We start from the raw sequence: 25,002 nt of genomic DNA, 5'->3' as shown, positions 1-25,002 counted from the left end.
TGCGAGATCAGTGAGGAAAGAGTGATGACGATGCTGTGTCAACGGCCAGTGATCTCTGGCTCTGGCACTCATGTGGTGGTCGACGTGTCTCGATGGTAGCGGATGAGTATTCGCTTGCGGAGTAAGGGGAAGCTGGCCCGGCCGTACATCTGTCTCTTGGTGTGTCCTGAACGTGGAGGAGGCGGTTGAGTCCACGCGGGTGGTGTACGGGTCAGGTCGCGATGCGCTGCGGGTTGGTGGACCTCGGGATCGCGGAGCGGCCCTGTTAGAGGTGCCAGCGCAGCATGATCTGCGCGGGGGTCTTGCCGTGGTGCTGGGCGAGGTCCTCCAGGAGCGGGCCGTGCATCACGCTGATGCGTTGTTCGCCGTAGCCGGGTTAGAACTTTCGTCTGCTGGGTCGCGCGGGCCCTGAGCCTGGGCGAGCGGTGTGAGCTCGGGCGGAAACAGTATCGGGTCATCCATGAACATGCTGCCCGAGTCGAGCCGCAGAGTGGCTGTGAGACCGACCGCGACGAGGCGTCGATGTGCGTTGTGCCAGTGGGCGTCGATGCCGGCGATGATATTGACATAGTAGTCGAGGTCGAAACCGTCGAACGAGGTAGGTGGAGCGGTGAACGGTGTGACGCACAGCGCCATGGCATCGACGGAGCGAAGCCTCTCCGACAGGTCCTCGGGGTGCTGAGCGTCTCCCTGAAACCACGCGCAGCCTTGGATGGTGCGACAGGTCGTGCCGGGTTGGTTCGCGGAGCACGGCGTCGACATGGAGGTCGCGCTGGAGAAGCGCGGCCGTGACCGCACGGCCCACGCGGCCGGCGGCGCCGAGGACCGCGACCTGCCGCAGACGGGTGTCGGATGCAATGAGCATGGGCACGACCGTAGACGCCGCATGGCTGATCACCGCAACGTAACCACGTACGCTGAGTAGGTGACTTCGACCGTCGCGGCGTTGCCCTCGTTCGATCCGGCCCGTCCGATGAGTTCGTTCCCGATCCAGGTCGGCGGGAAGTGGACCGCGATGGTCGTGCTGTGTCTGGAGGGCGGCCCGCTACGCCGCCGTCTGCGACCGATCAGCACCAAGGTGCTCGTCGAGACGCTGACCGCGATGGGACGTGACGGCCTGGTGCGGCGCTGTCCGGTCGCGGGCATCGGCGATGGCGGCGTGGAGTATGAGTTGACACTGCTCGGCCGCACCCTGCTCGACGTTATCGAGCACACCCGCGCGTGGGCACGTAACCATCTCGGCGAGCTCGTGCGCGCGAGACGCATTCGACCGGTCCGCCGCCCGTCGACAACAGTGCTCGACGAAACCAGGGCGGTGTAGAGCCCAAAGCGAGGGAACATCGAGGGTGCGCCTGCACTGCACGGTCTGACTCGGGCTCTGATTCATGCGCTCGGTGACATTGACAGGCTGGTCTCGGGTATGGATCGGTTCCGATCGGTGCGATGCTGGCTACACGACCGTGACCGGATGATCTACAACAGCGTCGAACAGATAGCCGAGGGTGTTGAACGGCGTCTGGTCGAGCTGGCGGATGCCGATGACATCGGTCGCGCGGGCCTTGAGAGTATGGCTGCCGGTTGCGGTCGGCCGCCAGGCGACCCGCCACCGTTGCCAGCCAGCCTCGGCGCTGCCGCCGACGAAGCTGGCGCGCCTCCAGGTGTGCCCGCCGTCCGTGCTGACCTCGACCCGGCCGATCCGACCGTTGCCCGACCAGGATCGGCCGCTGAGCAGGTGAGTGCGGCCCGTCTGGAACTGCGCCGGCCAGGGCAGCTCGAACGCGCTTTTGACGACTTGGCGGGAGACCGCTGTGCCCTCGGCGGGGTAGGTGGGCCCGAACAGCCGGTAGTACTGCGTGTTCCAGGCCGAGAACAGGGGAAAGGTGGACACCTCGATGCGACCGACCCACTTTATCGAGGAGATGCCGGCCCAGGACGGTACGAGCACCCGGACGGGAAAGCCGTGGTCGACGGGCAGCGGCCGACCGTTCATCTCGTAGGCCAGTAACACGTCGCGCAGTGCCTTGTCGATGGGTAGGGGACGACGGACGTGGCCAAGGTCGACGCCGTTGACGACGTAGTCCGGATCCAGGCCCTCTGGCATGACATCGACGGCGTCGTGGCGTAGGCCGGCCGCCCGTAACACGGTCGACAGGCGGACTCCGCGCCAGGACGCGACGCCGACGGCGCCCAGTTTCCAGGCGGTGCCGCTGACGGTCTGGCCCTGCTGGGTGGTGAAGAAGCTGCGTCCGTTGCCTGTGCACTCGACGAACGCGACCCGCGATTCGGTGGGCAGACGGAGCAGGTCCCGGTAGCTGAATTCGATTGGATTGTCCGCGGTCGGTGCATGATGTAGCCCGGTGCCGAACAGTTGCAGCCGCCACTTGTCCGCGTCAATGCTGGGAGTTGAGGTGTGGTCACGCACGAAGAATCGGTCGGTCGGGGTGAGGTATCCCTGCCCGGCCATCGCTTCCCAGCGCATCTCCGCGTTTGACCCGTACACGTAGAACAGGTCCGGCGGTGTGGGCTTGACGATCGGTGGAGGGTCCGCGGCGGCTGGCCGGGCGGTGGCTCCGGTGAGTATCGAGCCCACGCCGGCCGATGCGAGCAGTCGCATCAACGCGCGTCGAGACATTCGCGGATCATGGGCACGGCCAGCCAGCCACTGCGCGAACCGCATCCGATCGTAGGTTGCCTCGTCGATCAGACCCATCGCGCCATCCCTGGTTCGCCAGGCCGAATGAGCATCATCGAAGAGCGCATAACCTTTCTCAAGCCGGTGTGCCCGGCGAGGGTACTCGCACGGGCGGGCATTCCCGTGGCGTCACCGGGCAGCAGCGCGGATGCAGGCATGGGTGTCGTCATCGGATTCCTTCCGTGGATACTCCGGCCTTCGGGCCGGGGAGGAATTGGAACGCCTGCGCAGCAGGGCAGGGGTAGCTGATCGGCCGGCAAGGCGGATCGGCCTGGGAGAGTGTGGCCGCGGCGGTGCCGCAGCGCGAGCGCGACGACGCGGGACGCGGTTGCCTACCGTGAGGCGGCCAGGACAACTGCGTAGCAGCGACACTTTGCACTCGCCTGCCGGCATAAATCAACGTAGCGGCGCGTGACGAATAAATCGAAACACGTCATCCATCGATGATGCGTCACCTTCACGATAATGTCAATCGGGTTAGTAGGAGTTTGAGGGAATCCGGTCGCTGCGGTTCTCGTGAAGACGCGGCGGTCCCGGCTGCGGGTCAACCACGGACCAGGCGTAGGGGTTGCGAGGGGCGGCTGATCAGTCGGCGGAGCGCAGCGGCGGCCGCCGCGTCCGCCGGTAGGTGTACGCCGCGCCGTGATTTCCGGCTTCTCGCGACCGCGGGTATCCGTGTATTGTTGATGGGTCCGATAGGGATTATGGAAAAGAGGCGAGGGAGAGGTTGGGGCGACATGATTGCCGTCGACAATGGGGTCAACGTCCAGGCGCTGCTCGACGCGCGTGACGTGTTGACCGGTGCGCCCGAGGCCGCCCAGTTCACCTGGCGGGCATCGGCCAAGTGGGAGAACGGCGTACGCAGCACGACAACGGTCCGCGACTTCTTCGGCCTCGGACAGGAGCAGAGCCACAAGACCGAGTCGGTGTTCTCCGCCGACCATCCCGCGGTCTTCGCGGCGGAGGACAATGGCATCACCCCGATCGAGTACCTTCTCGTCGGCCTGGCGAGCTGCCTGACGGCGGGGGTGGCGTCCGTCGCGCAGAACCGGGGAATCCAGCTGCGCTCGGTGGAGTCGACCGTCGAGGGTAAGCATGACATCCGGGGGATCCTGGGGGTGGACAGCGACGTCCGCAACGGCTACACGGATATCACGGTGAAGTTCGCCATTGACGCGGATGCCTCGAAGGAGGACATCGAGGCGTTGGTGGCTCAGTCCCAGAAGCGCTCCGCCGTGTTCGACGCGCTGACGAACCCGACGAACGTCACGGTCGAGCTGGCCTGAGGGAGGGCCGAGCCATCGAGTGCGCCGTCACGGTCGTGGTGATCGGCGCCGGACACGCGGGGCTGGCCGCGAGCCACTTCCTGAGCGGCCGGGGGATCGACCACGTCGTACTCGAACGCGGTGAGGTGGCCAACTCCTGGCGGCGCGAGCGTTGGGATTCCCTGCGACTGCTCACCCCCAACTGGCAGAGCCGCCTACCGGGCCTTCGCTACGAGGGCCTGGATCCCGACGGCTACATGACCATGGGCGAGGTGGTCGGTCTCATCGCGCGCTTCGCTGCCGTCTGCCGGGCTCCCGTGGAGACCGGCACGAATGTGACGGCGGTGCGGCGCACCGACGACGGGTACCGGGTGACGACCGACCTGGGGGAGATTGGCTGCCGGGCGGTGGTCATCGCGAGCGGCGCCTTCAACCGCCCGTCCGTGCCGGAATTCGGCGCGGCGGTGCCGCCCGGTGTCGAGCAGTTGACGCCCTTCGATTACCGCGAACCCGCGCGGCTGCCCGACGGCGGTGTGCTCGTCGTGGGGGCGTCGGCGACCGGCGTGCAGTTGGCGGCTGAGCTGAGGCGCTCGGGTAGGCCGGTGACCCTCGCGGTGGGGGAGCACGTGCGGCTGCCGCGCACGTACCGCGGACGCGACGTGTTGTGGTGGATGGAGGAGTCCGGCATGTGGGACCAGCGCCACGACGAGGTCGACGACCTCACCCGGGCCCGGCGCCTGCCCTCACCGCAACTCGTCGGGACTCCCGAGCGGACGACGCTCGACCTCAACGCGCTCGCCGCGCTGGGCGTAGAGCTGGTGGGCCGCTGGGCGGGGGTACGCGACGGCGAGGCGTTGTTCTCCGGCGGCCTGCGCAATGTGTTCTCGCTCGCCGACCTCAAGATGGGTCGTCTGCTGGCCACGTTCGACGAGTGGGCCCGAACGCACGGTCGCGATGCCGAGGTCGACGCGCCCGAGCGCTTTGCGGCCACCCGGGTTCCCGCGTCGCCGCGGCTGCGGCTCGACCTGGCCAGTGGCGAGATCCGCGTTGTCGTGTGGGCGACGGGTTTCCGGCCCGACTACGGGTGGCTGAAGGTACCCGTCGTCGATCAGAAGGGCCGGCTGCGCCACGACGGCGGGGTGGTCGACAGCCCGGGACTCTACGCGTTGGGCTTGCCGGTGCTGCGCCGCCGTAAGTCCACCTTCATCCACGGCATCGAGGACGACGCGCGGGATGTGGTCGACCATCTCGCGCGGTACCTGGCCACACGCCCGGTCGGCGCGGCGAGAGGCGCGGCGTCGGCGCCATAGCTACCGCAGCCCGACCGCGTGCGGTCGCGGGGACCCACGCAGTCCTCCGCCTGCTGATCAGGTGAGCGGGGGTCAGCCGGCCTTGTCGTAGGCGATGCGAGCCTGGTCGACCTCCTCGATGTGATCTAACGCCCAGTTCATCAATGCCCACGCGGTGTCTAGCAGCGTCAGCCCGAGCGGGGTCAGCTCATAGTCAACCCGCGGGGGCACCACCGGGTGCACCGTGCGGTTGACCAGACCGTCGCGCTCCAGCCCGCGCAGGGTAGCGGTCAGCATGCGTTGGCTGATGCCGGGAATCACGTTCTTCAGCTCGGTGAAGCGTCGGGAACCCCGGCCCAGCTCACCGACCACAGTCAACGACCACTTGTCGCCGACCCGGTCCAGGATCTCCCGGACACGGCAGGCGGCCGAGTCGCGAGCGGACAACACCTCCGACACCCTGTTCGCGACCACGGTGACCTCCAGGTAACTGAGGCAGAAAAAGCTGCCGTCTTCCGTGCCCCATCATGGTTGCTCAGAATGGGTTGCGCTACCGAATGGAACCGATGGGCGAGATGGGGATTTGGTGAAGGTGAGCATTGACGAGCGGTTTGGCGTGTCGGCCGGCGGGGCGCAGCTGGATCGTGCGGCGGAGGCGCTGCGGGCAAACGGATACACCGTCCATGTGATGGACAGTGCTGCGGAGGCTCGCAAGCTGGTGGCCGCGCTGGTGCCGCGGGACCAGAGCGTGTTCACGGCCTCCAGCGAGACGTTGCGGCTGTCGGGGATCGCCGCCGACCTCGACGAGTCCGGCGACTTCCAGTCGGTACGCGCGAAGGCAGGCGACCTGTCCGGCGACGTCTACGACCAGATTCGCCTCGGTGCCCTGCCGGACATCGTGGTCGGCAGCGTGCACGCCGTCACCGAGGAGGGCCACTTGGTCGTCGGCTCGGCCACCGGCAGCCAGTTCGCGCCGTACGCCTCCGGTGCTCGTAAGGCGGTCTGGGTGGTCGGTGCGCAGAAGGTGGTGCCGGACCTGGAAACCGCGCTGAGTCGGATCCGGTCCTACAGCCTGCCCAAGGAGCACCAGCGCATCCACGACCTGTCTGGCCAGTCGTCGTTCCTCGGCCGGATCCTGATCCTAGAGCGGGAAGCCTTCCCGGACCGGGGCACCGTTGTCCTGGTCCGCGAGACGATCGGATTCTAACCGCCACGGCTTCTTCGAGCGCGGGTCGACCTCGTCTATGCCGACGCATCGGTGGGCGAGGTCGACCCGCGCTCGCCGTCGAATGAGCCAAGCAGCATGCGGGCGAAGAAGTCGGCGTCGATGTCGGGGTGGAGCTGGCGGATGAGTTGCGTGACACGGCAATCGCCCCGGAGCACGCCGCGTCCGGTCGGTCTCAGAGCGCTCGAATCATGGAAACACGCTCCGGTTCGGCGGTCAACGGGTGTCACCGAACTCCTACCTAACAGATGGGGCAGATGTGCAAACTGTGTGGCGCGGGACACAGACCGATGGACACCGCCCAGGGTCGCCCGTTAGCGTCGCGGCATGAATCGAAGCCTGCGTCTGGTGCGACGCCGCTTCGTCGACTTCCTGAGGGTGTGCAGCGCCGGCTGTTGAGGTCGACCGGGGCACCACAAGCTCTGTCCGATCCGCGTCGTCTTCCACCGGAACAGATCCAGCTCGCCGCGGAATCTGTGTAGATCCGGCCCCTGGTCGGAGTTCGTTGGTCGCTCTGGTCGTCCGCAATGACGCGGCGACCATCGGCCATGCCTGCCAACGTCACACCCGCCGGTGCTGCCGGCCCGCGCCGGCAGCACCCGGTGTCCGTGTCTGGTCTTCCCGCCTGGCCACATCCGCGATGTGGCTGCGGCGCGTCACCGGCGTACCCGAAGAAGGAGTCTGTGTGAGACTTTCCCTGCGATTGCACGCCGTTTTTACCGCCTCAGCGGCGTTGCTCCTGCTCAGCGCGTGCGGCGGCGGCGGCGCAGGCGGCGCGGCTGCGGCGGCCGGTCCACCGGTGTCGGGCGGGATCCTCAACCTTTCGATGTCACAGGACCCGCTCTGCCTTGATCCGCACGCGATTTCCTCGGATGTCGAGCAGATTTTCGGGCGAATCCAGTTCGACAACCTGATCTACCTGGACAGCAAGGGCAATCCATCGCCGTGGCTGGCCACCTCGTGGCAGATCTCGCCGGACGGCAAGACGTACACCTTTCGGCTCCGGAAGGGGGTGACGTTCAGCGACGGCGTCGCGTTCAACGCCGACGCTGTCAAGGTCAACTTTCAGCAGATGCTCAACCCGGCGACACGCTCGCCGCTGGCCGGCCCGTACATCGCGCCCTACCAATACAGCAAGGTCATCGACGACGACACGCTCGAGGTACACCTGTCCCGCCCGTACAGTCCGTTCTTGAACGTGCTGGCTCAGGGTTGGCTGGGCATGGAGTCGCCGAAGGCGATCCAGCAGGACACCCCGGCACAGTTGTGCGAAAAGCCGATCGGCTCCGGTCCGTTCGTGCTGACGAACTACACCAAGAACCAAAGTGTCACCTTCACCAAACGGCAAGGATACGACTGGGCACCGTCGACGTTCAACCACTCGGGCGCCGCGTACCTGGCAGGGATCAACGTGTCCTGGGTCGGTCAGGACTCGGTGCGCTACAACTCCCTGGCCAGCGGCCAGTACCAGGCGACCGGCTACGTACCGGCGCAGAACGCCGCCGCGGTCAAGGCCAACCCGAACCTGAGCTTTTCCAACATCGACCGCATCGGCTGGCCGTTCGCGCTGGACTACAACACCTCACGAGCGCCGTTCAACGACATCGACCTCCGCCGGGCCTTCACCGCGTCGCTCAACGTACCCGCGATCGTGCAGACCATCGGTTTCGGGCAGCGCCAGCAGGCCACCGGATTCCTGGACCGCACGACGCAGTACTACGACCCGACCGCGAAGATGCCCGGCTTCGATCGCGCACTCGCCAACCGGCTGCTCGACCAGGCCGGCTGGACCGGCCGGGACGCGGCGGGGTACCGCACGAAGGACGGTAAGGAGTTGCTGGTCGAGTTCCCGGTGACCCAGACCGCGACGATCAGTCCGGTCTACGACCTGGTGCAGGCACAGGCGAAGCAGGCCGGTTTCCATGTCGACGTCAAGCCGCTGCCCCTGGCCCAGATGACCACGGTTCGCTACGGAGGCGACTACGACCTGTCTTCCGGCGTGTGGCACACCAACACCCCGGACGTCCTCTACATCAAGTACGCGACCTTCAGCATCCCGACACCCAACCGCTTGGGCCAAAACGCGGCGCACCTGTCGGACCCCCAGCTGGACACCTGGTTGGAGCAGGCCCGGGAGACCACCGACCCGGCGACACTGAAGAAGCTCTACGGCCAGGCGCAGCACCGGCTGATCGACCTCGCCCCCGGCGTGCCCATCTACGACAACTCGGTGCTCTGGGCAGTCAGCAAGTCGGTGCACGGCGTCATCACCGACACCTCGCACGGCACTCCGGTCTTCACCTACGCCTGGATCAAGGAATGAGGACAGGTTCGCTGCTGAGGCGTATCGGGTTCCGGCTGCTGGCCGGGGTGGGCGTGCTGTGGGGTGCGGCGACGCTCAGCTTCATCGCGCTGCACGTCACGGCCGGAGACGCTGCCCTGGCCACCGTGGCCGGGCAGGGTGCCAACCCGACCGAGGCGGTGCTGCGCGCCGTGCGCCACGACTACGGCCTGGACCAGCCGATCTACGTGCAGTACCTGAGGTACCTCGGACGACTGGTCCGGGGTGATCTCGGCCAGTCGTACCAGCAACGGATCCCGGTGGCGAAGGCCATCGCGGAGCAACTGGGACCGACGGTGCAACTGGCGGTGGCCGCCGCGCTGGTGGCGGTGCTGCTCGCGGTCGGCGTGGCGCTGCTGACCGCCCGGCGCCGGCCGTGGATCGGTTCGCTGTCGTCCGGAGTCGAGCTCGTGCTCACCTCCACGCCCACCTTCGTGCTCGGTCTTCTCCTGCTGATCGTCTTTTCCTTCAAAACCCGGTTGCTGCCGGTCTCCGGCAACCAGGGCCTCGCCTCGCTGATCCTGCCGACGTTCACCCTGGCGCTGCCGATCGCGGCGGTCCTCGCCCAGGTGCTGCGCACGGAGTTGGAGGAGGTGCTGGAGCAGCCGTTCATCGTCACGGTCCGGTCCCGTGGGATGCGCGACGTCGCGGTGCGCGTCCGGCACGCGCTTCGGCACTCGCTGGTACAGGTGGTGACGATGTCGGGGTACGTCATCGGCAGCCTGCTGGGCGGCGCGGTCATCACCGAGACGCTGTTCGTCCGCCAGGGCGTCGGGCAGCTCATGCTCAACGGGGTCACCAACAAAGACATCCCGATGGTGCTCGGCATCGTGGTGTTCGCCTCGGTCGTGTACGTGGTGGTCAACCTGCTGGTCGACATCGGATACACGGTCATCGACCCCAGGCTGGTGACGCGGTGAGCGCGCTCGCCGAGACCGCCGCGGCGGTACCGGGGACGGTGGCGCGGCGGGTCACGCTGCGCCCCGGGCGGATCCTGGCTGGCCTGTTTCTCACCGCGATCGTGGTGGCGGCACTGGTGCCGGCGCTGCTCGCTCCTCAGGATCCGTTGGCGATCAGCACCGACGGCGCGTTCCTGCACCCCGGGGCGGCGCACCTGCTCGGCACGGACGAGTCTGGCCGGGACACCCTCAGCCGCATGATCTACGGTGCCCGCCCATCGCTGATCATGGGACTGGGCGCGACCGCGATCGGGGTGGCCGGCGGCACCCTGCTCGGCCTGATCGCCGGATTGGGCAACCGGATCACCGAAGGCGCGGTGATGCGCCTGATCGACGTGGTGCTCTCGGTCCCGGAGCTGCTGCTCGCCCTGGTCGTCATCACCCTGCTCGGTACCGGGGTCAGCAACGCACTGTTCGCCGTGGGGTTCGCCGCGATCCCGGCCTACGCCCGGATCGTCCGCGCACAGGCCCACATCGTGCGCCGCGCCACCTACGTGGAGGCCGCCGGCACCCTGGGCATCCGCCGCGTCACCGTGATCTGGCGGCACGTGCTGCCCAACGCGGTCAGGCCGGTGCTCGTGCTGGCCACCATCGGCATCGGGGGAGCGATCGGCGCCGGCGCGTCGCTCAGCTTCCTCGGCCTGGGCGCGAAGCCCCCGGCCGCCGAATGGGGCGACATGCTCTCGATCGGCATGCAGTACATCTCCAACGACTGGTTGCTGGCTGCGATCCCCGGCGCCGCGGTCACCTTGACCGTGCTGTCCGTCACGGTGCTCGGCCGGGAGCTGCGCCGCCGCTCCGAGGGAAGGACCGGGCGATGACAGTACCTCTGGTCGAGGTCGCCGACCTCCGGGTGGCGTTCGCCGACGGACCGGTGGTCGACGGCATATCCTTCACGCTGCACCGGGGTCAGTGCCTGGCCCTGGTGGGTGAGTCCGGGTCCGGCAAGAGCGTCACGGCCCGCACGCTGATCGGGCTCACCGGGTACCGGTCCAGGGTCAGCGCGGACCGGCTCGCCTTCGACGGTGCCGATGTCACCGGCTTCACCGAACGGAACTGGCGGCGCGTCCGGGGCGCCCAGGTCGGGTTCATCCTCCAGGACGCCCTCGCCTCGCTGGACTCGCTGCGGCCGGTGGGCCGGGAAATCGCCGAACCGTTGAGGCTGCACACCACGCTGAACCGGCAGCAGCGCGACGAGAAGGTGCGCGAGCTGCTCGCCTCGGTCGGCGTGCCGGAGCCGGAGGTGCGGGCCCGCCAGTACCCGCACCAACTCTCCGGCGGACTGCGGCAACGGGCACTGATCGCGTCCGCGATCGCCTGCGACCCGGCGCTGTTGATCGCGGACGAGCCGACCACCGCGCTGGATGCGACCGTTGCGGTGCAGGTACTCGCGTTGCTCGAACGGTTGAAGGGCAGCGAGACGGGGCTGCTGATGGTCTCCCACGACCTGTCCGTGGTGGCCCGGCTCGCCGACCGGGTGGCGGTGCTGCGGGCCGGCCGGATCGTCGAGGAGGGCCCGACCGAGCGTGTCCTCCACGATCCGCGGCACTCGTACACGAAGGCCCTTCTCGCGGCGGTGCCGGTCGCGCATGCCAAGGGTGCGCGTCTGAGCGCCGGACCCGCTCCCGCGCTCGCCGCGGTTCTGGCCGGCAGCCCGCGTACGGCCGGTACCGGCCCGGTCATCGAGGCGCGCGGGCTTTTCAAAAGCTTCCCGGGGCCGGACGGGGACGCCCGATCCGCCGTCACCGACGTCTCACTGACCCTGAACCAGGCAGAGACACTTGGCATCGTCGGCGAATCCGGCTCCGGGAAGACGACAACCGCGCGGATGCTGCTCGGCCTGGAAAACCCGGACGCCGGTGAGGTACGCGTCGACGGACAACCGCTGGCGCAGCTGCCTCGCGCCGCACGTCGGCGCCTGCAGTTCATCTACCAGGATCCGCTGAGCTCTTTCGACCCGCGCTTCACCGTGCGGCGCGTGATCGGCGAGGCGCTGCGCGCGGCCGGCCATCCCCGCGGCGAACGCCGGCCCCGAACACTGGAACTGCTGGAACTCGTCGCGCTGGACCCGGGCGTGCTGCGCCGCAGGCCGCTGGAGCTGTCCGGAGGGCAGCGGCAGCGGGTCGCGATCGCCCGGGCGTTGGCGGCACGTCCGGAGGTCATCGTCTGCGATGAACCGGTATCGGCACTGGATGTCTCCGTACAGGCGCAGATCCTCGACCTGCTCACCGACCTGCAGCAGAGCCTCGGGCTGGCCTACCTGTTCATCTCTCACGACCTCGGCGTGATCTACCACGTCAGCGACCGCGTGCTGGTGATGAAGGACGGGGCGGTGGTCGAATCCAACAGCGTGTCGGAGGTCTTCGCCCATCCGCAGCACAAGTACACCAAGGCACTGCTGGCGGCCATCCCTCGCCTGGAGACCGCGCACCGTCGGCCCGCGGACCAATCCGCGGCACAGCCGGCAGACAACCGAGAAAGCGCTGGAGTGTGAGCATGCCCAAGCAGATCCATGTCAACCTGTTCGAGATGAACTGCGTCGGCCACATCTCACACGGACTGTGGGTGCACGAGGACAACAACCGCCACCGCTTCAACGACATCGAGTTCTGGACGGAGTTGGCCAAGCTGCTGGAGTACGGGTGCTTCGACGCGGTCTTCCTGGCCGACGTGATCGGCGCGTACGACGGCTTCCGCGGCGGCCCGCAGACCGCGCTGCGCGAGGCCGTGCAGATTCCGAACAACGATCCGCTGCTGGTCATCCCCGCGATGGCCGCGGTGACTCGCAATCTGGGCTTCGCGTCCACCTTTTCCACCACCTACGAGCCGCCGTTCGCCTTTGCCCGCCGGATGTCCACACTGGACCATCTCACCAAGGGCCGGGTGGCGTGGAACGTGGTCACCTCCTACCTTCCGAACGCAGCGCGCAACTTCGGACACGAGGACGAGGTTGAGCACGACCACCGGTATGAGATCGCGGACGAGTACCTGGACGTGCTCTACAAGCTGTGGGAAGGCTCGTGGGATGACGACGCGGTCATCAGGGACCGCGCCAACCGGACCTACACCGACCCCGCTAAGGTCCGCTACATCAACCACGTCGGCGAGTACTACCGGGTCGCCGGACCGCACCTGTCGGAACCCTCGCGGCAGCGCACCCCGGTCATCTACCAGGCCGGCAGCTCGGTCGCCGGTAGGGAATTCGCCAGCAAGCACGCCGAGGCGGTGTTCGTCGGCGGCTTCTCACTCGACGACGTTCGCGGCAACATCGAAGACACCCGGGCCCGGGCCAAATTGCACGGGCGCGATCCGGACCACATCAAGTTCCTGGCCGGCGCCGCGGTCATCGTGGGCCGCACCGAGCGGGAGGCGGAGGCCAAGTACGCCGAGTTCCAGCGGCTACGCAGCGTCGAGGGGCACCTCGCCCACTCAGGCGCCGGACTGGACTGGACCCGCTACGCGCGGCAGGAGCGCATCGCGGACGTCGTGGCGCGCAAGGACCCCGGGTACCAGCGGCTCGGGTACCGATACAAGCCGGAACAGACGGTCGGGGAGGTACTGGACCGGGTCGGCGGGTACCGGCGCGGCCCGTTCTTCGTCGTGGGCACGCCCCGCGTGGTCGCCGATGAGCTGGAGAAGTGGGTCGACGAGGGGGGCATCGACGGGATCAACCTGCGCCAGTTCCTCACCCCCGGCACCGCGGAAGACTTCATCGAGCTGGTCGTACCCGAGCTGCGGCGGCGCGGCCGTTACCGGGAGTCCTACACCGATGGCGAAACGCTGCGCGAGCGGCTGTTCGGCGCCGGCAATCCGCGCCTGTTCGACGTACACCCCGGTGCGCGCTACCGCGACCCCACGGCGCTCGTCGCCTGAACGCGGCGAGGAGACGGCCGTCCGGCATGACCACAGACACCAGGGACACCACGGGATCACCGGGCGCGGCGATGGCGGGTGTGGCACGGTTGCGCGACCGCGCGGCCGAGCTGCTGCCTGCCGTCGGCGCCGGGGCCGCCGCCCGTGAACGGTCGCGGGAGCTGCCGTACGCGCAGATCCGGCAGATTGCCCGGTCGCAGTTGGTCACCTTCCGCATCCCCACCAGCCACGCCGGCCCGGGCTCGGCCGTGCGGGACGTGATGCGGTTCGTCGTGGACCTCGCGGCGATCGACTCGAACATCGCCCAGGCGCTGCGGTCCAGCTTCGGCTTTGTGGAGTCCCTTCTCGCGAACGGCTCGGCCGACGAGCGCGATACGTGGTTTCCGCGCCTGCTGGCCGGCGACATCGTCGCGAACGCGGGCTGGGAGATCGGTGTACCCAACGGGGAGATCCGCACTCGAATCACGCGCCAGGGCGACCACTTCATTGTCGAGGGCAGCAAGTTCTACAGAACCGGCGCGTTGTACGCCGACTGGATCGGCGCCACGGCACTGGACGAGAGCGCCCAACGGGTCTCCTTCATCCTGCCGCGTGGTCGAGACGGGTTGCGGCTGGTCGACGACTTCGACGGGATGGGACAGCGGTTCACCGCGAGCGGCACCACCAGATTCGACAACGTCGTCGTGCACTCCGACGAGCTACGGCGAGGGCCGACACGCAACCGTCGCTCGCCGGTCACCGCGTTCCTGCAGCTCTACCTGGGAGCCGTCGAGGCCGGGATCGCCCGCAATGCCCTGACCGACGCGGTGGCCTTCGCACGCCGGTACGCGCGCCCGATCGCGCACAGCACGGCAGAGCGGGCCGTCGATGACCCGTACGTCCAGCACGCGGTCGGCGAGATCTCCGCGCACGCCTACGTGGCCGAGGCCGCTGTGGACCGGGCGGCGGCCACCATCGACCGTGCCTGGGACGCCGACCTACGACCCGATCTGCTCACGGCCGCGTCCGTCGAGGTCGCGCAGGCGCAGTTCGTCGCCGTCAACGCGGCGCTGCGGGCCGCCGAGCTGGTCTTCGACGTCGGCGGAGGTTCGGCCACGGCGAGCGGACACGGGCTCGACCGGCATTGGCGCAACGCCCGAACCGTGGCCAGCCACAACCCGCGATCCTGGAAGGCGGCCGTCGTGGGCGTGTACCGACTCAGCGGGGCCGAGCCACCCACCAGTGGCCTGTTCTGACGGCGTCGCAGAGGCGATCCGGGTGGCTCGGCCGCCCAGCGAGCCCGCGTCGGGCGGAGGTCATTGTCGTTCACGGGCGGCCAGGATCACCACCGTGTTGCCAAGGCTGGTGAGGTTTCGGCGAATTGCCACACTGCGGAAACCTTGATCGACTTTGACCACGAAGCAGTTAATAATGTGAATCTATGGTTGAAGATAGGGCATCGCCGGGACGGAGTGACTGTGGTCCGTTATGTGGCGCGTAAGGCGATCGGGTGGTTAGCGATGATCATCGTGGCTACCAATGCGACCTTCTTCCTCGCCAGTTGGTTCCTCGACCCGCGGTCCAACTACCGGGAGCTGCGGCCGGTGCGCACCGAGGATCAGATCGCCCACGCGCTCGCGCCGTACGGTCTCTCGCCGCGGTGGTCGGTCGTCCACCGGTGGTGGTACTGGCTCTCGGGCGTCGTGCTCCACTTCGACTGGGGTCACTCTCCGACCGGGGTGCCGGTCAACTCCGAGATCCCGCGGCGCGCGCTGGTCAGCGGTCAGCTGATCCTCCTCGGCGTGGTGGCCTCGGTCGTGATCGGGGTCGCGCTGGGGGTCTACACCGCCAGCCGCCAGTACAGTCTGGCCGATCGTGCCACCCAGACGCTTTCGGTCGTGCTGTTCAACGTTCCGACCGTCGTCAGCGCCCTCGGGCTGGTGCTGGCGGCCGTGTGGCTCAACCAACGCGTCGGAACGACGGTGCTACATGTCGCCGGCGCCAACACCGCCGGCGTGGACGGTACCTGGGCGACCATCCTCGACCGCGCCAATCATCTGATCCTGCCGACGGTCAACCTCACCCTGCTCGGGTACGTCGGCTGGCATCTGACTCAGCGGTCACTGCTTCTTGACGCCCTCGGCGCGGATTTCGTGCGGACCGCTCGGGCAACCGGGCTGACGCGTACCCAGGCGATCAGGCGGCACGCGCTGCGGGCCTCGCTGATCCCGACGGCTACCTCGGTCGCCTTCACCATCCCGGCGGTGTTCACCGGCGCCATCATCACCGAGACGGTCTTCGGCTGGGAGGGGATGGGGCGCTACTTCACCGAGACCATCGCGAAGAACGACGTCGACGGCGTGGTGGCCGTCGCTGCCTTCGGCGCGGTGGCGACGGCGGTCGGCGCGATTCTCTCCGACGTCGCCACCGTTGTCCTCGATCCGCGCGTGAGGGTGAGCTGATCCGAAGATGATCGGTTCGAGCTGGGCACACGTCCATCGTTTGCCGGCCTCACGGCGATACAGACGGGAGTTCTGCAGATGACCGCGACGCTTCCGACCGGGTCCCTGGATGGTCCGCTCGATGCGCCCCCCGGCGCACGGGTCGACGTACCTCCGCCGCTACGCCTGGGGCGTCTGCGGCTGTACGCCCGCCGGTTCGCCCGCAACCGTTCGGCCGTCGTGGGCGTGATCATCTTTGTGCTGCTGGTCGCGTACTCCGTGCTCGGCGGGCTGTTCACCCCCTGGGACTGGTCCCGGCAGGACTTCCTCGCGCTGACGCAGCCGCCGAGCGGCAGTCACTGGTTCGGGACCAACCAGGGCGGCAATGACATCTACGCGCAGTCCGTTCACGGTTTGCAGCGTTCGTTGGTGATCGCGTTGAGCGTGTCGGTCCTGACGATCGTCATCGCGGCCGTGGTCGGCGCGGGTGCCGCGTATCTGGGCGGCCGTGTGGAGCGCTGGGCCCTCGCGCTGATCCATTTCCTGCTGGTGGTGCCGTCCTTCCTGATCCTCGCTCTGGTGTCCAACCGGGTCAGCGGTGATTGGCGGGTTCTGATTCCGCTGCTGACCGTCTTCGGCTGGATGTTCACCGCGCGCGTGATCTGGTCGGTCTCCACGTCACTGCGTGAGCGGGACTACGTGCTGCTGGCCGAGTTCATGGGCGTTTCCCGCTGGCGGATTGTGCTGCGCCACATCATCCCTCACCTGGGTGCCCTGCTCATCGTCAATTTCACGCTGGGCATCGTGTCGACGGTGCTGGCCGAGACCTCGCTGAGCTTTCTGGGTTTCGGGGTGAAGACGCCCGACGTCTCGCTGGGCTCGCTGCTGGCCGACGGCTCTGGCACGATCACCTCGGCGCCGTGGCTGTTCGCCTTTCCGGCCGGGCTGCTGGTGCTGCTGACGGTGTCGGTGACCCTTATCGGAGACGGCCTGCGTGACGCGCTGGATCCGACCTCGATGGTGGGGGGCCGGGCATGACGAGCCCGACGACACCGGCCGGCAAGCGGGTGCTGTCCGTGCGCGACCTGACCGTGACGTTCCAGTCCGAGCGGGGCCCGGTCGAGGCGGTACGCGGTGTCGACCTCGACCTGTACGCCGGGCGCACGCTCGCGTTGGTGGGAGAGTCGGGATCGGGGAAGTCGGCCACCGCCACGAGCATCATCGGGCTGCTTCCGCCGGGCGCGCGGGCGCGGGGCGAAGTCTTGCTCGACGGGCAGGAACTGCTGGGCCTTGATGACCGGCGGATGTCGGCGGTACGTGGACGCCGGGTCGGAATGGTGTTCCAGGACCCGCTCTCGGCGCTGACCCCGATCTTCGCGGTGGGTCGTCAGGTCGCCGACGCGGTCCGGGTCCACTCGAAGGTGTCGAAGCAGGCGGCCTGGCGCCGGGCGGTCGAACTACTCGACCTGGTCGGCATCCCACGCCCGCAACTGCGCGCCCGGGACTTCCCGCATCAGTTCTCGGGGGGCATGCGCCAGCGGGTGGTCATCGCGCTGGCGATCGCGAACGACCCCGACCTCATCATCGCCGACGAGCCCACCACGGCGCTGGACGTGACGGTACAGGCCCAGATCCTCGAGGTGCTGGAGGTCGCCAAGGCCGAGACCGGTGCCGCTGTACTGCTCATCACCCACGACCTGGGGGTCGTGGCCGGTCACGCCGATGAGGTCGCTGTCATGTACGCCGGCCGCGTCGTCGAGCGCGCCGAGGTCGGGGAGCTGTTCGCGACGCCGGCGATGCCCTACACCCTCGGGCTGCTGGGCTCGGTGCCGTCGCCGGAGGCGACCCGCCGGCTGCCGCTGGTACCGATCGAGGGGGAGCCGCCCGCGCCGTCGCAGCGGCCCGCGGGGTGCCCGTTCGCGCCGCGCTGCCCTCTGGTTCGAGACGACTGCCGCGACAAGGAGCCGGCCCTCACCGAGATCCGGCAGCGACACGACGTCGCCTGCGTGCGGGCCGCGGACGTTCTCGGGCGCCGGCCCGAGGACGTGTTTGCCAGAGCTGAGGAGCCCGCGGTCGCCCCGGCGCCCGCGGCCGGGCCGGTCTTGCGGGTCAACGGGCTCGGGCGCACGTTCCCCGTCACGAAAGGGGCGGTCCTGCGGCGTCGGGTCGGGACGCTGCAGGCGGTCAGCGGCGTGAGTTTCTCCATCCGCGCCGGGGAGACGTTCTGTCTGGTCGGTGAGTCCGGCAGCGGCAAGACCACGACCCTGCTGGAGATCCTGCGGCTGCGCCCGCCGGAGTCCGGGACCGTGGAGGTCCTCGGGGTCGACGTGGCCGGCTTGCTTCCGGCGCCGGAGCGGCGCCGGCTGCGACAGGCGGTTCAGATCGTCATGCAGGACCCCCAAGGCGCCCTCGACCCGCGACTGCCGGTCTTCGAGCTGCTCGCCGAGCCGCTGCGCGCGGCGGGGTACGCCGCCGAGGCGACCCGCGACCGGGTGGTCGAGGTGCTGGACCTCGTCGGGCTTCCCCGGGACAGCCTCGACCGCTTCCCGGCGGCGTTCTCCGGTGGTCAGCGGCAGCGGCTGACGATCGCCCGCGCGCTGGCGACCAAACCTCGGCTGCTCGTGCTCGACGAGCCCGTCTCGGCGCTCGACGTCTCGGTACAGGCCAGTGTCCTGAACCTGCTCGCGCGGCTGAAGTCGCAGCTCGGCCTGGCCTACCTCGTGGTCGCGCACGACCTCGCCGTCGTGCGACACATCGCCGACCGGATCGCCGTGATGTACCTCGGCCACATCGTCGAGACCGGCGGCGCCGAGGAACTGTTCGCGCAGCCGCGACACCCATATACCCGGGCGCTGCTGTCGGCGGTCCCCATTCCCGACCCCGAACGGGAACGGTCACGCGAGCGCATCGTGCTGCGTGGTGAACAGCGCAGTGCGGCGAACCTCCCGGCGGGTTGCGTGTTCGCCGACCGATGTCAACTGCGTCCGACGCTCGCCACAGACCTACAGGAGTTGTGTGGTACCCGCAGGCCGCTCCTCGAGCAGTCGGGCGGCACCACGGTGGCCTGTCATGCGGTCTGACCCGGAACCCAGCACACCGGGCCGGAGACTCCCGGCGCACAGCGCCACCGGATCCCATCAGGCGCCGCCTGGCGTCACGTAAAGGGAAGGACGATCATGCGCACCAATCTCGGGAGACTGACCCGTCTGCGAGGCAGAGCCGACACACGGACCGTAGCGTTGCTCGCCGTGCTCGCCTTGGGGCTGGCCGGTTGTGGCGCCGACGCACGCTCGAACGAGCCCCACACGACTGCCAGCGCGGCACCGGCCAACGTAGACTACAACCCGCAGCCCTACGACAACGTCAAGGACGGGGGTACGCTCCGCGTCCCCGGTTCGGTCATCGAACAGGGCAACCCCTTCCACGCCGATGCGAACCTGTCCGCGGCCAGATTCTGGTTCTGGTACAACGCCGACGCGATCACCTACTCGCCGACAGGCGAGGTGCAGTACAACCCCGACTACTTCACCGCCGTGAAGACGGCGGTGGTGGGTGGCAACCAGCGGGTGACGATCACGATCAACCCGAAGGCGACCTTCAACGACGGCACCCCGATCGACTACCGGTCCGTCGAGGCGACCTGGAAGGCCAACAACGGCTCCAACAAGGACTACTACGCCAGCGACACGATCCCCTACTCCCGGATCACCGCCGTGCACGCCGGGACGAACGACAAGCAGGCGATCATCGAGTTCAACGGGGTGAACGCGTGGTGGACGGCCCTGTTCACCACCTTGTTGAACCCGAAGGCGGCTGCGGACGCGACGACCTTCAACACCGCCTACCTCAAAAAGGTGCAGCCGCAGTGGGGTGCCGGTCCCTACGTCGTGACGAAGTATGATCCCGAGACCGGCGACGCCACCTTCGAGCGCAACCCGAAGTGGTGGGGCAAAAAAGGCAAGCTCGACAAGCGAATTTTGGTCGGCCTCGAGTCCCAGGCCGCCATCAACGCATTCCGCAATGGCGAACTCGACTACGCCTCCGCCGGCGACGCCGAGGGCCTCAAACAGATCTCGGGAGTCAACGGCACCGAGGTCCGTCGCGGCGGGAGCCCGTTCGAGTACTTCCTGTTCCTCAACGCCAAGGCGCCGCTGCTGACCGACACCGCGGTGCGCAAGGCGATCCTGGAAAGCGTCGACCGCAAGCAGATCGCCGCGATCAACCTGCAGGGCCTGGACTACAGCGAGCCTCTGCCTGGATCGGCGATTCTCTACTCCTTCCAGAAGGGCTACCACGACAACGTCTCGGAGGTCATCAAGCACGATCCCGGGGCGGCCAAGAAGGAGCTCGATGCCGCCGGTTGGGCGGTCGGCAACGACGGCATCAGGAGCAAGGACGGCAAGAAGCTGGAACTGGGCTACACCCTCACCGGTGACGACCCGCTCGGGAAGGCGACCGCGAACGCGTTCGCCGCGCAGCTGAAGCCCATCGGGGTCAAGGTCGACATCAAGGTGGTCTCAGAGAACGACTTCGACTCCATCACCAGCGGCCGCAAGTTCGACCTGTTCCTCGCCGGCAACCGGTCGCTGGACCCGTTCGGTGCCCGCTACCTTGACAGCTTCTACGGCAGTACGAACAACGACAACCTCACCGGTGTCGGCACCCCCGAGTTGGATCAGAAGATCAAGGCCGCCGCCGAGATCGCCGACCCGGACCAGCAGATCGCACAGGCCAACGAGCTGGAACGGGAAGGGCTGGCGCAGTACGGCTTCATCCCGCTTTTCAGCGGTCCGTCGATCTACGGGGTGCCCAAGGGGCTTGCCAACATCGGCGCGACCATCTTCGGCACTCCCTTGCCGGAGACGATCGGCTGGGAGAAGTAGCAGACGCGAACTGCTCGGCCCGGTCGGCGGGGGTCGGTCACGATGACGTGTCCCGGCCCCGCCGACCGGGGCTTTCGCCGTGACGAGCCGTTGACGTCGCTCGCGCGGGCCGTGGGCTCTGTCAACTGGAGAAGGTGGCGGGGCCGATCATTGGGCGACTGGGCGACTGGGCGACTGGGCGAGTCGGTGAGGCGCCGGTGACTCCCGGTGGCGGTGACCGCCGTGGCACCGTCGCCTTGAGGTACGCCAGCTCGGGGAAGCGCTGCCGGTACACCTCAAGCAGTCGTCCGGCCACCGCGACCGAGTCGACCAGTGGATGTGTGGCCAGTGCCCGCAGTGCCGAGGCCCGCGAGCCGTGCTCCGCCGCGTCGAGAACGGCCCGCTCGCTTGCTTTGACGGAGCAGACCAGGGCGGCCGCGTGGTCCGGCAGCGGCCCGACCAGCTCGGGACGGACGCCTCGCGCGTCGACGGTGCAGGGCACCTCGACGACCGCGTCGTCGTCCAGGAAGCCGAGCGTGCCGCGGTTGCGGACATTGAGGATCAGCGTCGCCGGCTCGTCGCGGGCGATCGCCCGCATGAGCGCGAGCGCCACGTCCTCGTACCCGCCGCTGGTGGGGTGGTCGCGCCCGGTCGGGGCGAGGCCCGCGGCCGCACGGTTCTCCGCCATGTAGGTGCCGTCGCGCTCCGCCCGGATCACGCTCCACGTGGACAGTGGCTCGGCCGTGGTGGCCAGCAGCGCGTAGCAGCGTCGCTGCTGATCGATGAGGAACTCCGCGCGGGTGGCCGCGGCATCGCGCGCCGCGGCGACCAGCTCCCGGTTGCTGTAGTAGTAGTGCAGGTACTCGTTGGGGATCGCGCCGAGTGCGCGCAGCCATTCGGCGCCGAACAGCCGGCCCTCGTCGAAGGACTCGAGCGCGCCGTCGTCGGCCAGCAGCGCGGGAAGGAGGTCCCTGCCGTCGAGGTACACCGCTCGCAGCCAGCCCAGGTGGTTGAGGCCCGCGTAGTCCAGGCGTAACCGATGCGGGTCCGCTCCGAGCGCCGTGGCGACACGGCGGCCGAGTGCGGCTGGTGTGTCGCAGATGCCGACCACCCGGTCACCGAGGTGGCGCGACATCGCCTCGGTCACCAGGCCGGCCGGGTTGGTGAAGTTGATGACCCACGCGTCCGGGGCGGACTCGGCGATCCGCCGGGCGATGGCGGTGGCGACCGGGACGGTACGCAGCCCGTACGAGATGCCCCCCGCACCGACGGTCTCCTGGCCGAGAACCCCCTCCGCCGCGGCGATCCGTTCGTCGATGGCCCGACCCTCCAGGCCGGCCACCCGGATGGCGACGAAGACGAAGTCGGCTCCGGTCAGCGCCTCGACGAGATCGGTGGTCGCCGTCACCCGCGGCGCGTCGGGGACGTCGCGGGCCTGTTCCGCGAGGACCCGCCCGATCGCGGCCAGTCGGGTGGCGTCCAGGTCGTACAGCGTGACGTCGGTGACCCGGCCCTCGGCGCGGTCGGCCAGCAGCGCCCGGTAGATGAGTGGCACCCGGAAGCCGCCGCCGCCGAGGATGGTCAGTCGCATGCGATCGATGCCGCGGCGCTCATCAGGCGGCGTCCGGCAGCCGGGTGATGGTCGCCGGCGCCCGCCGCGGCGCCTGGCGCACCTCGACCGGGATCAGGTCGTCGAGGAATCCGTACCGGGCGGCCAGTGCGGCCTCGCTCGACTCCTTGTGGTGGCGCGTGGCCCGGGTGTGGGTCGTGCTCCACCAGTCGGTGATGTCGCCCCATCCGGGCGCGGACAGGGAGCCGCCGAAGTGTTGAACGGACAGCGCCGCCACTAGGGTGGCGAAGGCGAGTCGCTGGCTCAGCGGCAGTTCCCACAGCGTGCCGGCGATGAAGCCGGCGGTGAACACGTCGCCGGCGCCGGTCGGGTCCAGCGCCTCGACGGGGACCGCCGGTACGCTGACCTCCGCGCCGGTGCCCGAGTCGACGGCCAGCGCGCCATCGGATCCGCACGTCACGACGGCGACCGGAACCCGGTCGGCCAGCCGCCGCAGCGCGTCGCGCGGGGTGTCAGTGCGGGTGTATTGCATCGCCTCGGCCGCGTTGGGCAGGAACGCGTGACAGTCGTCGAGGACTTCCAGTGCGGTGGCGGGCCAGGCGGCGCTGTCGTCCCAGCCGACGTCGGCGAAGACGAGTGTGCCGGCGTCCCTGGCCTTGCGCAGCCAGGCGGGGCGTTGCGTGGTGAGGCTGACGGAGGCGGCGCGTGCCGCCGGCAGCCCGGCGACGAGGCCGGTGGGGTTCACCGGCACGGGATGGCCGTGCGTGATCATGCAGCGGTCCCGGTCGTACGCCAGCGAGACCGTGACCGGCGTGTGCCAGTTGTCGAACCGGCGTGACGACGACAGGTCCAGCCCCTCCTGGCGGCTGAGGATCTGCCAGCAGAAGTCTCCGTAGGCGTCGGTGCTGAACGCGGTGCTGAGGCCGGTGCGTACGCCGAGCCGCCCGGCCGCCACGGCGAGGTTGGCGATGCCGCCCGGACACGAGCCCATCCCGGGAGCCCACGCCTCGGTGCCCGGCGCCGGCATCTCGCGCAGTCCGGTGAAGATGATGTCGAGGAACACCGCCCCGGAGACGAAGAGGTCCAGTTCCCCGCCGTTCGAGGTCACCGCGCCGCCGAACCGAGCGCGTCGGCGATGGCGGGTGCGTGCTCGGCCGCCCACTGCGCGGCGAGCTGTTTGGGGTCGGCGAGCGCCGTCTCGAGGACCGTCAGTGCCGGCGCCGGTACCGTCGCGCCGAGTTCGGCCAGCAAGGCCTCCAGCGCGGCGGCGACGGCCGCTCGGTGGGGTTCGGCGGCGGCAATCGCGACCGGTATAGCGACGGTGCCGGCCAGCTCTCGGTGCCCGTACTGGTCCAGGAACACCTTCAGCAGCCCGGTGTATGTGCCCTTGTACGTGGGAGTGGCGGCGAAGAGCAGTCGGGCCTGCCGGACCACGGCGTGCGGATCGTCGATCACGGCGGTCGGCTGGGCCGGTCCGGGACCGAACGAGACGGCCGAGATCTCAGCGAGTTCCAGCACCCGTACCCCGAAAAGCGCGGGCCCCCCGGCTGCGGCCAGGGACGAGACGATGCTCGTGGCGGTCGCCTCGGCCAGTGTCCGGGTTCTCGACCCGGGACGTGGGTTGCCGATGAGCGCGACGACGTCGGACATGCGGACTCCTGAATGGATAAGTCAATTCGGACATGGCTGTTGCCGGTGGGGCTACGGAATCCTTTCGCCGGCCTCGACGGCTACCGGCAGCCGGTTCTCGGCGGGCGGCAGCGGGCAGGTGGCGAAATCGGTGTAGGCGCACGGCAGGTTCGTGGCGCGGTTGAAGTCCAGGATCACGGTGCCGTCGGCGGCCGGCGCGTCGACCTGCAACGAGCGGTTGGCGGCGTAGGTCGTCACCCCGGATGTGGCGTCGGTGAACAGGATCGTCAGCGTGCCGGGGCGGTGGCCGTCGAACGCAGTCAGGCTCAGCGGCTGTCCATCGATGTCGAACTCGATGCGACCGGGCGCTTCGTACACGTGCCGCAACTCCTCGACGACCGACCCGACCGTGGTCGGCCGGGGTTGCGCGAACGGCACGTACCGTCCGGGCACCGCCCACCGGGGGTCTGGTGGAAATGCCGGGGTGCCCCGGTAGTTCAGGCGGGTCGCGTACTCCGGGTGGCGGGGCCGGACGATGTGGTGGCCGCCGCGCCTGGCGACCTCGATGACCGCGTCGCCGGCCACGGCGTTGACGCCCCCGCGTTCGGGAATGACCCCGAAGGCGTACCGGCCGCGAACCGTCGCGCCGCCTACCGCCAGTTCCTCGCCGTCGGCCAGCTCCACCACGACCCCGTCCGGGCCGGCGCTCCACGCGCCCGGCGCGTCCACGAACCTTTCCGGACTCCCGGACAGGAAGTGCAGGCCGGTGATGGCCAGGAAACCGTGCCGGTCCGCGCGGACCGTCTCGTGCCACCGGTGCCAGTTGTCCCAGTCCCGCCGGAACGCCTCGAGATCCACCGTATTCTGAATGCTCATC

General features: G+C 68.8%; 21 protein-coding genes. 14 read left to right on the top strand and 7 right to left on the bottom strand.

Annotated elements, in window-relative coordinates:
- Nucleotides 1-454: 454 nt before the first annotated feature.
- The gene (locus Raf01_RS41460; protein ID WP_203923617.1) at nt 455-865 is read right to left on the bottom strand and encodes an NAD(P)H-binding protein; all 411 of its coding nucleotides are present in this window, start codon (nt 863-865) and stop codon (nt 455-457) included.
- Nucleotides 866-925: 60 nt separating this feature from the next.
- Between Raf01_RS41460 and Raf01_RS41455 the strand changes: the two genes are divergently transcribed.
- Nucleotides 926-1,321, top strand: a complete 396-nt coding sequence (locus Raf01_RS41455) for a winged helix-turn-helix transcriptional regulator (RefSeq protein ID WP_239134369.1) — start codon at nt 926-928, stop codon at nt 1,319-1,321.
- A 129-nt stretch (nt 1,322-1,450) separates the two neighbouring features.
- On the opposite strand, the gene Raf01_RS41450 is transcribed toward Raf01_RS41455, so the two are convergent.
- Nucleotides 1,451-2,632, bottom strand: a complete 1,182-nt coding sequence (locus Raf01_RS41450; RefSeq protein ID WP_239134368.1) for a sulfite oxidase — start codon at nt 2,630-2,632, stop codon at nt 1,451-1,453.
- A 797-nt stretch (nt 2,633-3,429) separates the two neighbouring features.
- Between Raf01_RS41450 and Raf01_RS41445 the strand changes: the two genes are divergently transcribed.
- Both Raf01_RS41445 and Raf01_RS41440 read left to right on the top strand, forming a co-directional pair.
- The gene (locus Raf01_RS41445) at nt 3,430-3,978 is read left to right on the top strand and encodes an OsmC family protein (RefSeq protein ID WP_203923615.1); all 549 of its coding nucleotides are present in this window, start codon (nt 3,430-3,432) and stop codon (nt 3,976-3,978) included.
- 35 nt (nt 3,979-4,013) lie between these two features.
- A complete protein-coding gene (locus tag Raf01_RS41440) occupies nt 4,014-5,267 on the top strand; it encodes an NAD(P)-binding domain-containing protein (protein WP_203923614.1) in 1,254 nt (417 codons plus the stop codon).
- Between the two features lie 72 nt (nt 5,268-5,339).
- Here the strand turns inward: Raf01_RS41440 and Raf01_RS41435 are convergent, their stop codons facing one another.
- Nucleotides 5,340-5,720 (bottom strand): winged helix-turn-helix transcriptional regulator, encoded by a 381-nt coding sequence (locus Raf01_RS41435; protein WP_239134367.1) that lies wholly within the window; start codon nt 5,718-5,720, stop codon nt 5,340-5,342.
- A 118-nt stretch (nt 5,721-5,838) separates the two neighbouring features.
- On the opposite strand from Raf01_RS41435, the gene Raf01_RS41430 reads away from it, so the two are divergent.
- The 11 genes from Raf01_RS41430 to Raf01_RS41380 all read left to right on the top strand — a co-directional run bounded on the left by Raf01_RS41430 (nt 5,839) and on the right by Raf01_RS41380 (nt 20,947).
- Nucleotides 5,839-6,453: an LUD domain-containing protein gene (locus Raf01_RS41430; protein WP_203923613.1), complete on the top strand. Its 615-nt coding sequence runs from the start codon at nt 5,839-5,841 to the stop codon at nt 6,451-6,453.
- A gap of 703 nt (nt 6,454-7,156) precedes the next feature.
- Nucleotides 7,157-8,794 carry an ABC transporter substrate-binding protein gene (locus Raf01_RS41425; protein ID WP_203923612.1) on the top strand — a complete coding sequence of 546 codons (1,638 nt, stop codon included), beginning with the start codon at nt 7,157-7,159 and terminating at the stop codon, nt 8,792-8,794.
- On the top strand, nt 8,791-9,732 hold the full coding sequence (locus tag Raf01_RS41420) for an ABC transporter permease (protein WP_203923611.1): 942 nt from the start codon (nt 8,791-8,793) through the stop codon (nt 9,730-9,732). Before Raf01_RS41425 ends, Raf01_RS41420 begins: the two co-directional genes overlap by 4 nt.
- On the top strand, nt 9,729-10,592 hold the full coding sequence (locus tag Raf01_RS41415; protein ID WP_203923610.1) for an ABC transporter permease: 864 nt from the start codon (nt 9,729-9,731) through the stop codon (nt 10,590-10,592). Before Raf01_RS41420 ends, Raf01_RS41415 begins: the two co-directional genes overlap by 4 nt.
- Complete coding sequence (locus Raf01_RS41410; protein ID WP_203923609.1) at nt 10,589-12,265, top strand: dipeptide ABC transporter ATP-binding protein; 1,677 nt, start codon at nt 10,589-10,591, stop codon at nt 12,263-12,265. Before Raf01_RS41415 ends, Raf01_RS41410 begins: the two co-directional genes overlap by 4 nt.
- Nucleotides 12,266-12,267: 2 nt before the next feature.
- On the top strand, nt 12,268-13,644 hold the full coding sequence (locus Raf01_RS41405; protein ID WP_239134366.1) for an LLM class flavin-dependent oxidoreductase: 1,377 nt from the start codon (nt 12,268-12,270) through the stop codon (nt 13,642-13,644).
- A 26-nt stretch (nt 13,645-13,670) separates the two neighbouring features.
- Nucleotides 13,671-14,879 carry an acyl-CoA dehydrogenase family protein gene (locus tag Raf01_RS41400; protein WP_203923607.1) on the top strand — a complete coding sequence of 403 codons (1,209 nt, stop codon included), beginning with the start codon at nt 13,671-13,673 and terminating at the stop codon, nt 14,877-14,879.
- 63 nt (nt 14,880-14,942) lie between these two features.
- A complete protein-coding gene (locus tag Raf01_RS41395) occupies nt 14,943-16,085 on the top strand; it encodes an ABC transporter permease (protein WP_203923606.1) in 1,143 nt (380 codons plus the stop codon).
- Between the two features lie 78 nt (nt 16,086-16,163).
- Nucleotides 16,164-17,102: an ABC transporter permease gene (locus Raf01_RS41390; protein ID WP_203923605.1), complete on the top strand. Its 939-nt coding sequence runs from the start codon at nt 16,164-16,166 to the stop codon at nt 17,100-17,102.
- On the top strand, nt 17,099-19,144 hold the full coding sequence (locus tag Raf01_RS41385; protein ID WP_203923604.1) for a dipeptide ABC transporter ATP-binding protein: 2,046 nt from the start codon (nt 17,099-17,101) through the stop codon (nt 19,142-19,144). Before Raf01_RS41390 ends, Raf01_RS41385 begins: the two co-directional genes overlap by 4 nt.
- A gap of 168 nt (nt 19,145-19,312) precedes the next feature.
- Nucleotides 19,313-20,947, top strand: a complete 1,635-nt coding sequence (locus Raf01_RS41380; protein WP_203923603.1) for an ABC transporter family substrate-binding protein — start codon at nt 19,313-19,315, stop codon at nt 20,945-20,947.
- 121 nt (nt 20,948-21,068) lie between these two features.
- On the opposite strand, the gene Raf01_RS41375 is transcribed toward Raf01_RS41380, so the two are convergent.
- Genes Raf01_RS41375 through Raf01_RS41360 form a run of 4 tightly spaced genes read right to left on the bottom strand, consistent with a single transcriptional unit; the run spans nt 21,069 to nt 25,001 of the window.
- On the bottom strand, nt 21,069-22,517 hold the full coding sequence (locus Raf01_RS41375; protein ID WP_203923602.1) for a 6-phospho-beta-glucosidase: 1,449 nt from the start codon (nt 22,515-22,517) through the stop codon (nt 21,069-21,071).
- A 22-nt stretch (nt 22,518-22,539) separates the two neighbouring features.
- Nucleotides 22,540-23,604 carry a carbohydrate kinase family protein gene (locus Raf01_RS41370; RefSeq protein ID WP_239134365.1) on the bottom strand — a complete coding sequence of 355 codons (1,065 nt, stop codon included), beginning with the start codon at nt 23,602-23,604 and terminating at the stop codon, nt 22,540-22,542.
- Nucleotides 23,601-24,146 (bottom strand): NADPH-dependent FMN reductase, encoded by a 546-nt coding sequence (locus Raf01_RS41365; RefSeq protein WP_203923601.1) that lies wholly within the window; start codon nt 24,144-24,146, stop codon nt 23,601-23,603. The genes Raf01_RS41370 and Raf01_RS41365 overlap by 4 nt, the downstream gene beginning before the upstream one ends.
- Nucleotides 24,147-24,197: 51 nt before the next feature.
- Nucleotides 24,198-25,001: a DUF1684 domain-containing protein gene (locus Raf01_RS41360; protein WP_203923600.1), complete on the bottom strand. Its 804-nt coding sequence runs from the start codon at nt 24,999-25,001 to the stop codon at nt 24,198-24,200.
- Between the last annotated feature and the right edge of the window lies 1 nt (nt 25,002).

Origin of the sequence: Rugosimonospora africana (assembly GCF_016862975.1) — a bacterium.
GTDB lineage: Bacteria > Actinomycetota > Actinomycetes > Mycobacteriales > Micromonosporaceae > Rugosimonospora > Rugosimonospora africana.
This window is presented reverse-complemented; position numbering and strand designations above follow the sequence as displayed.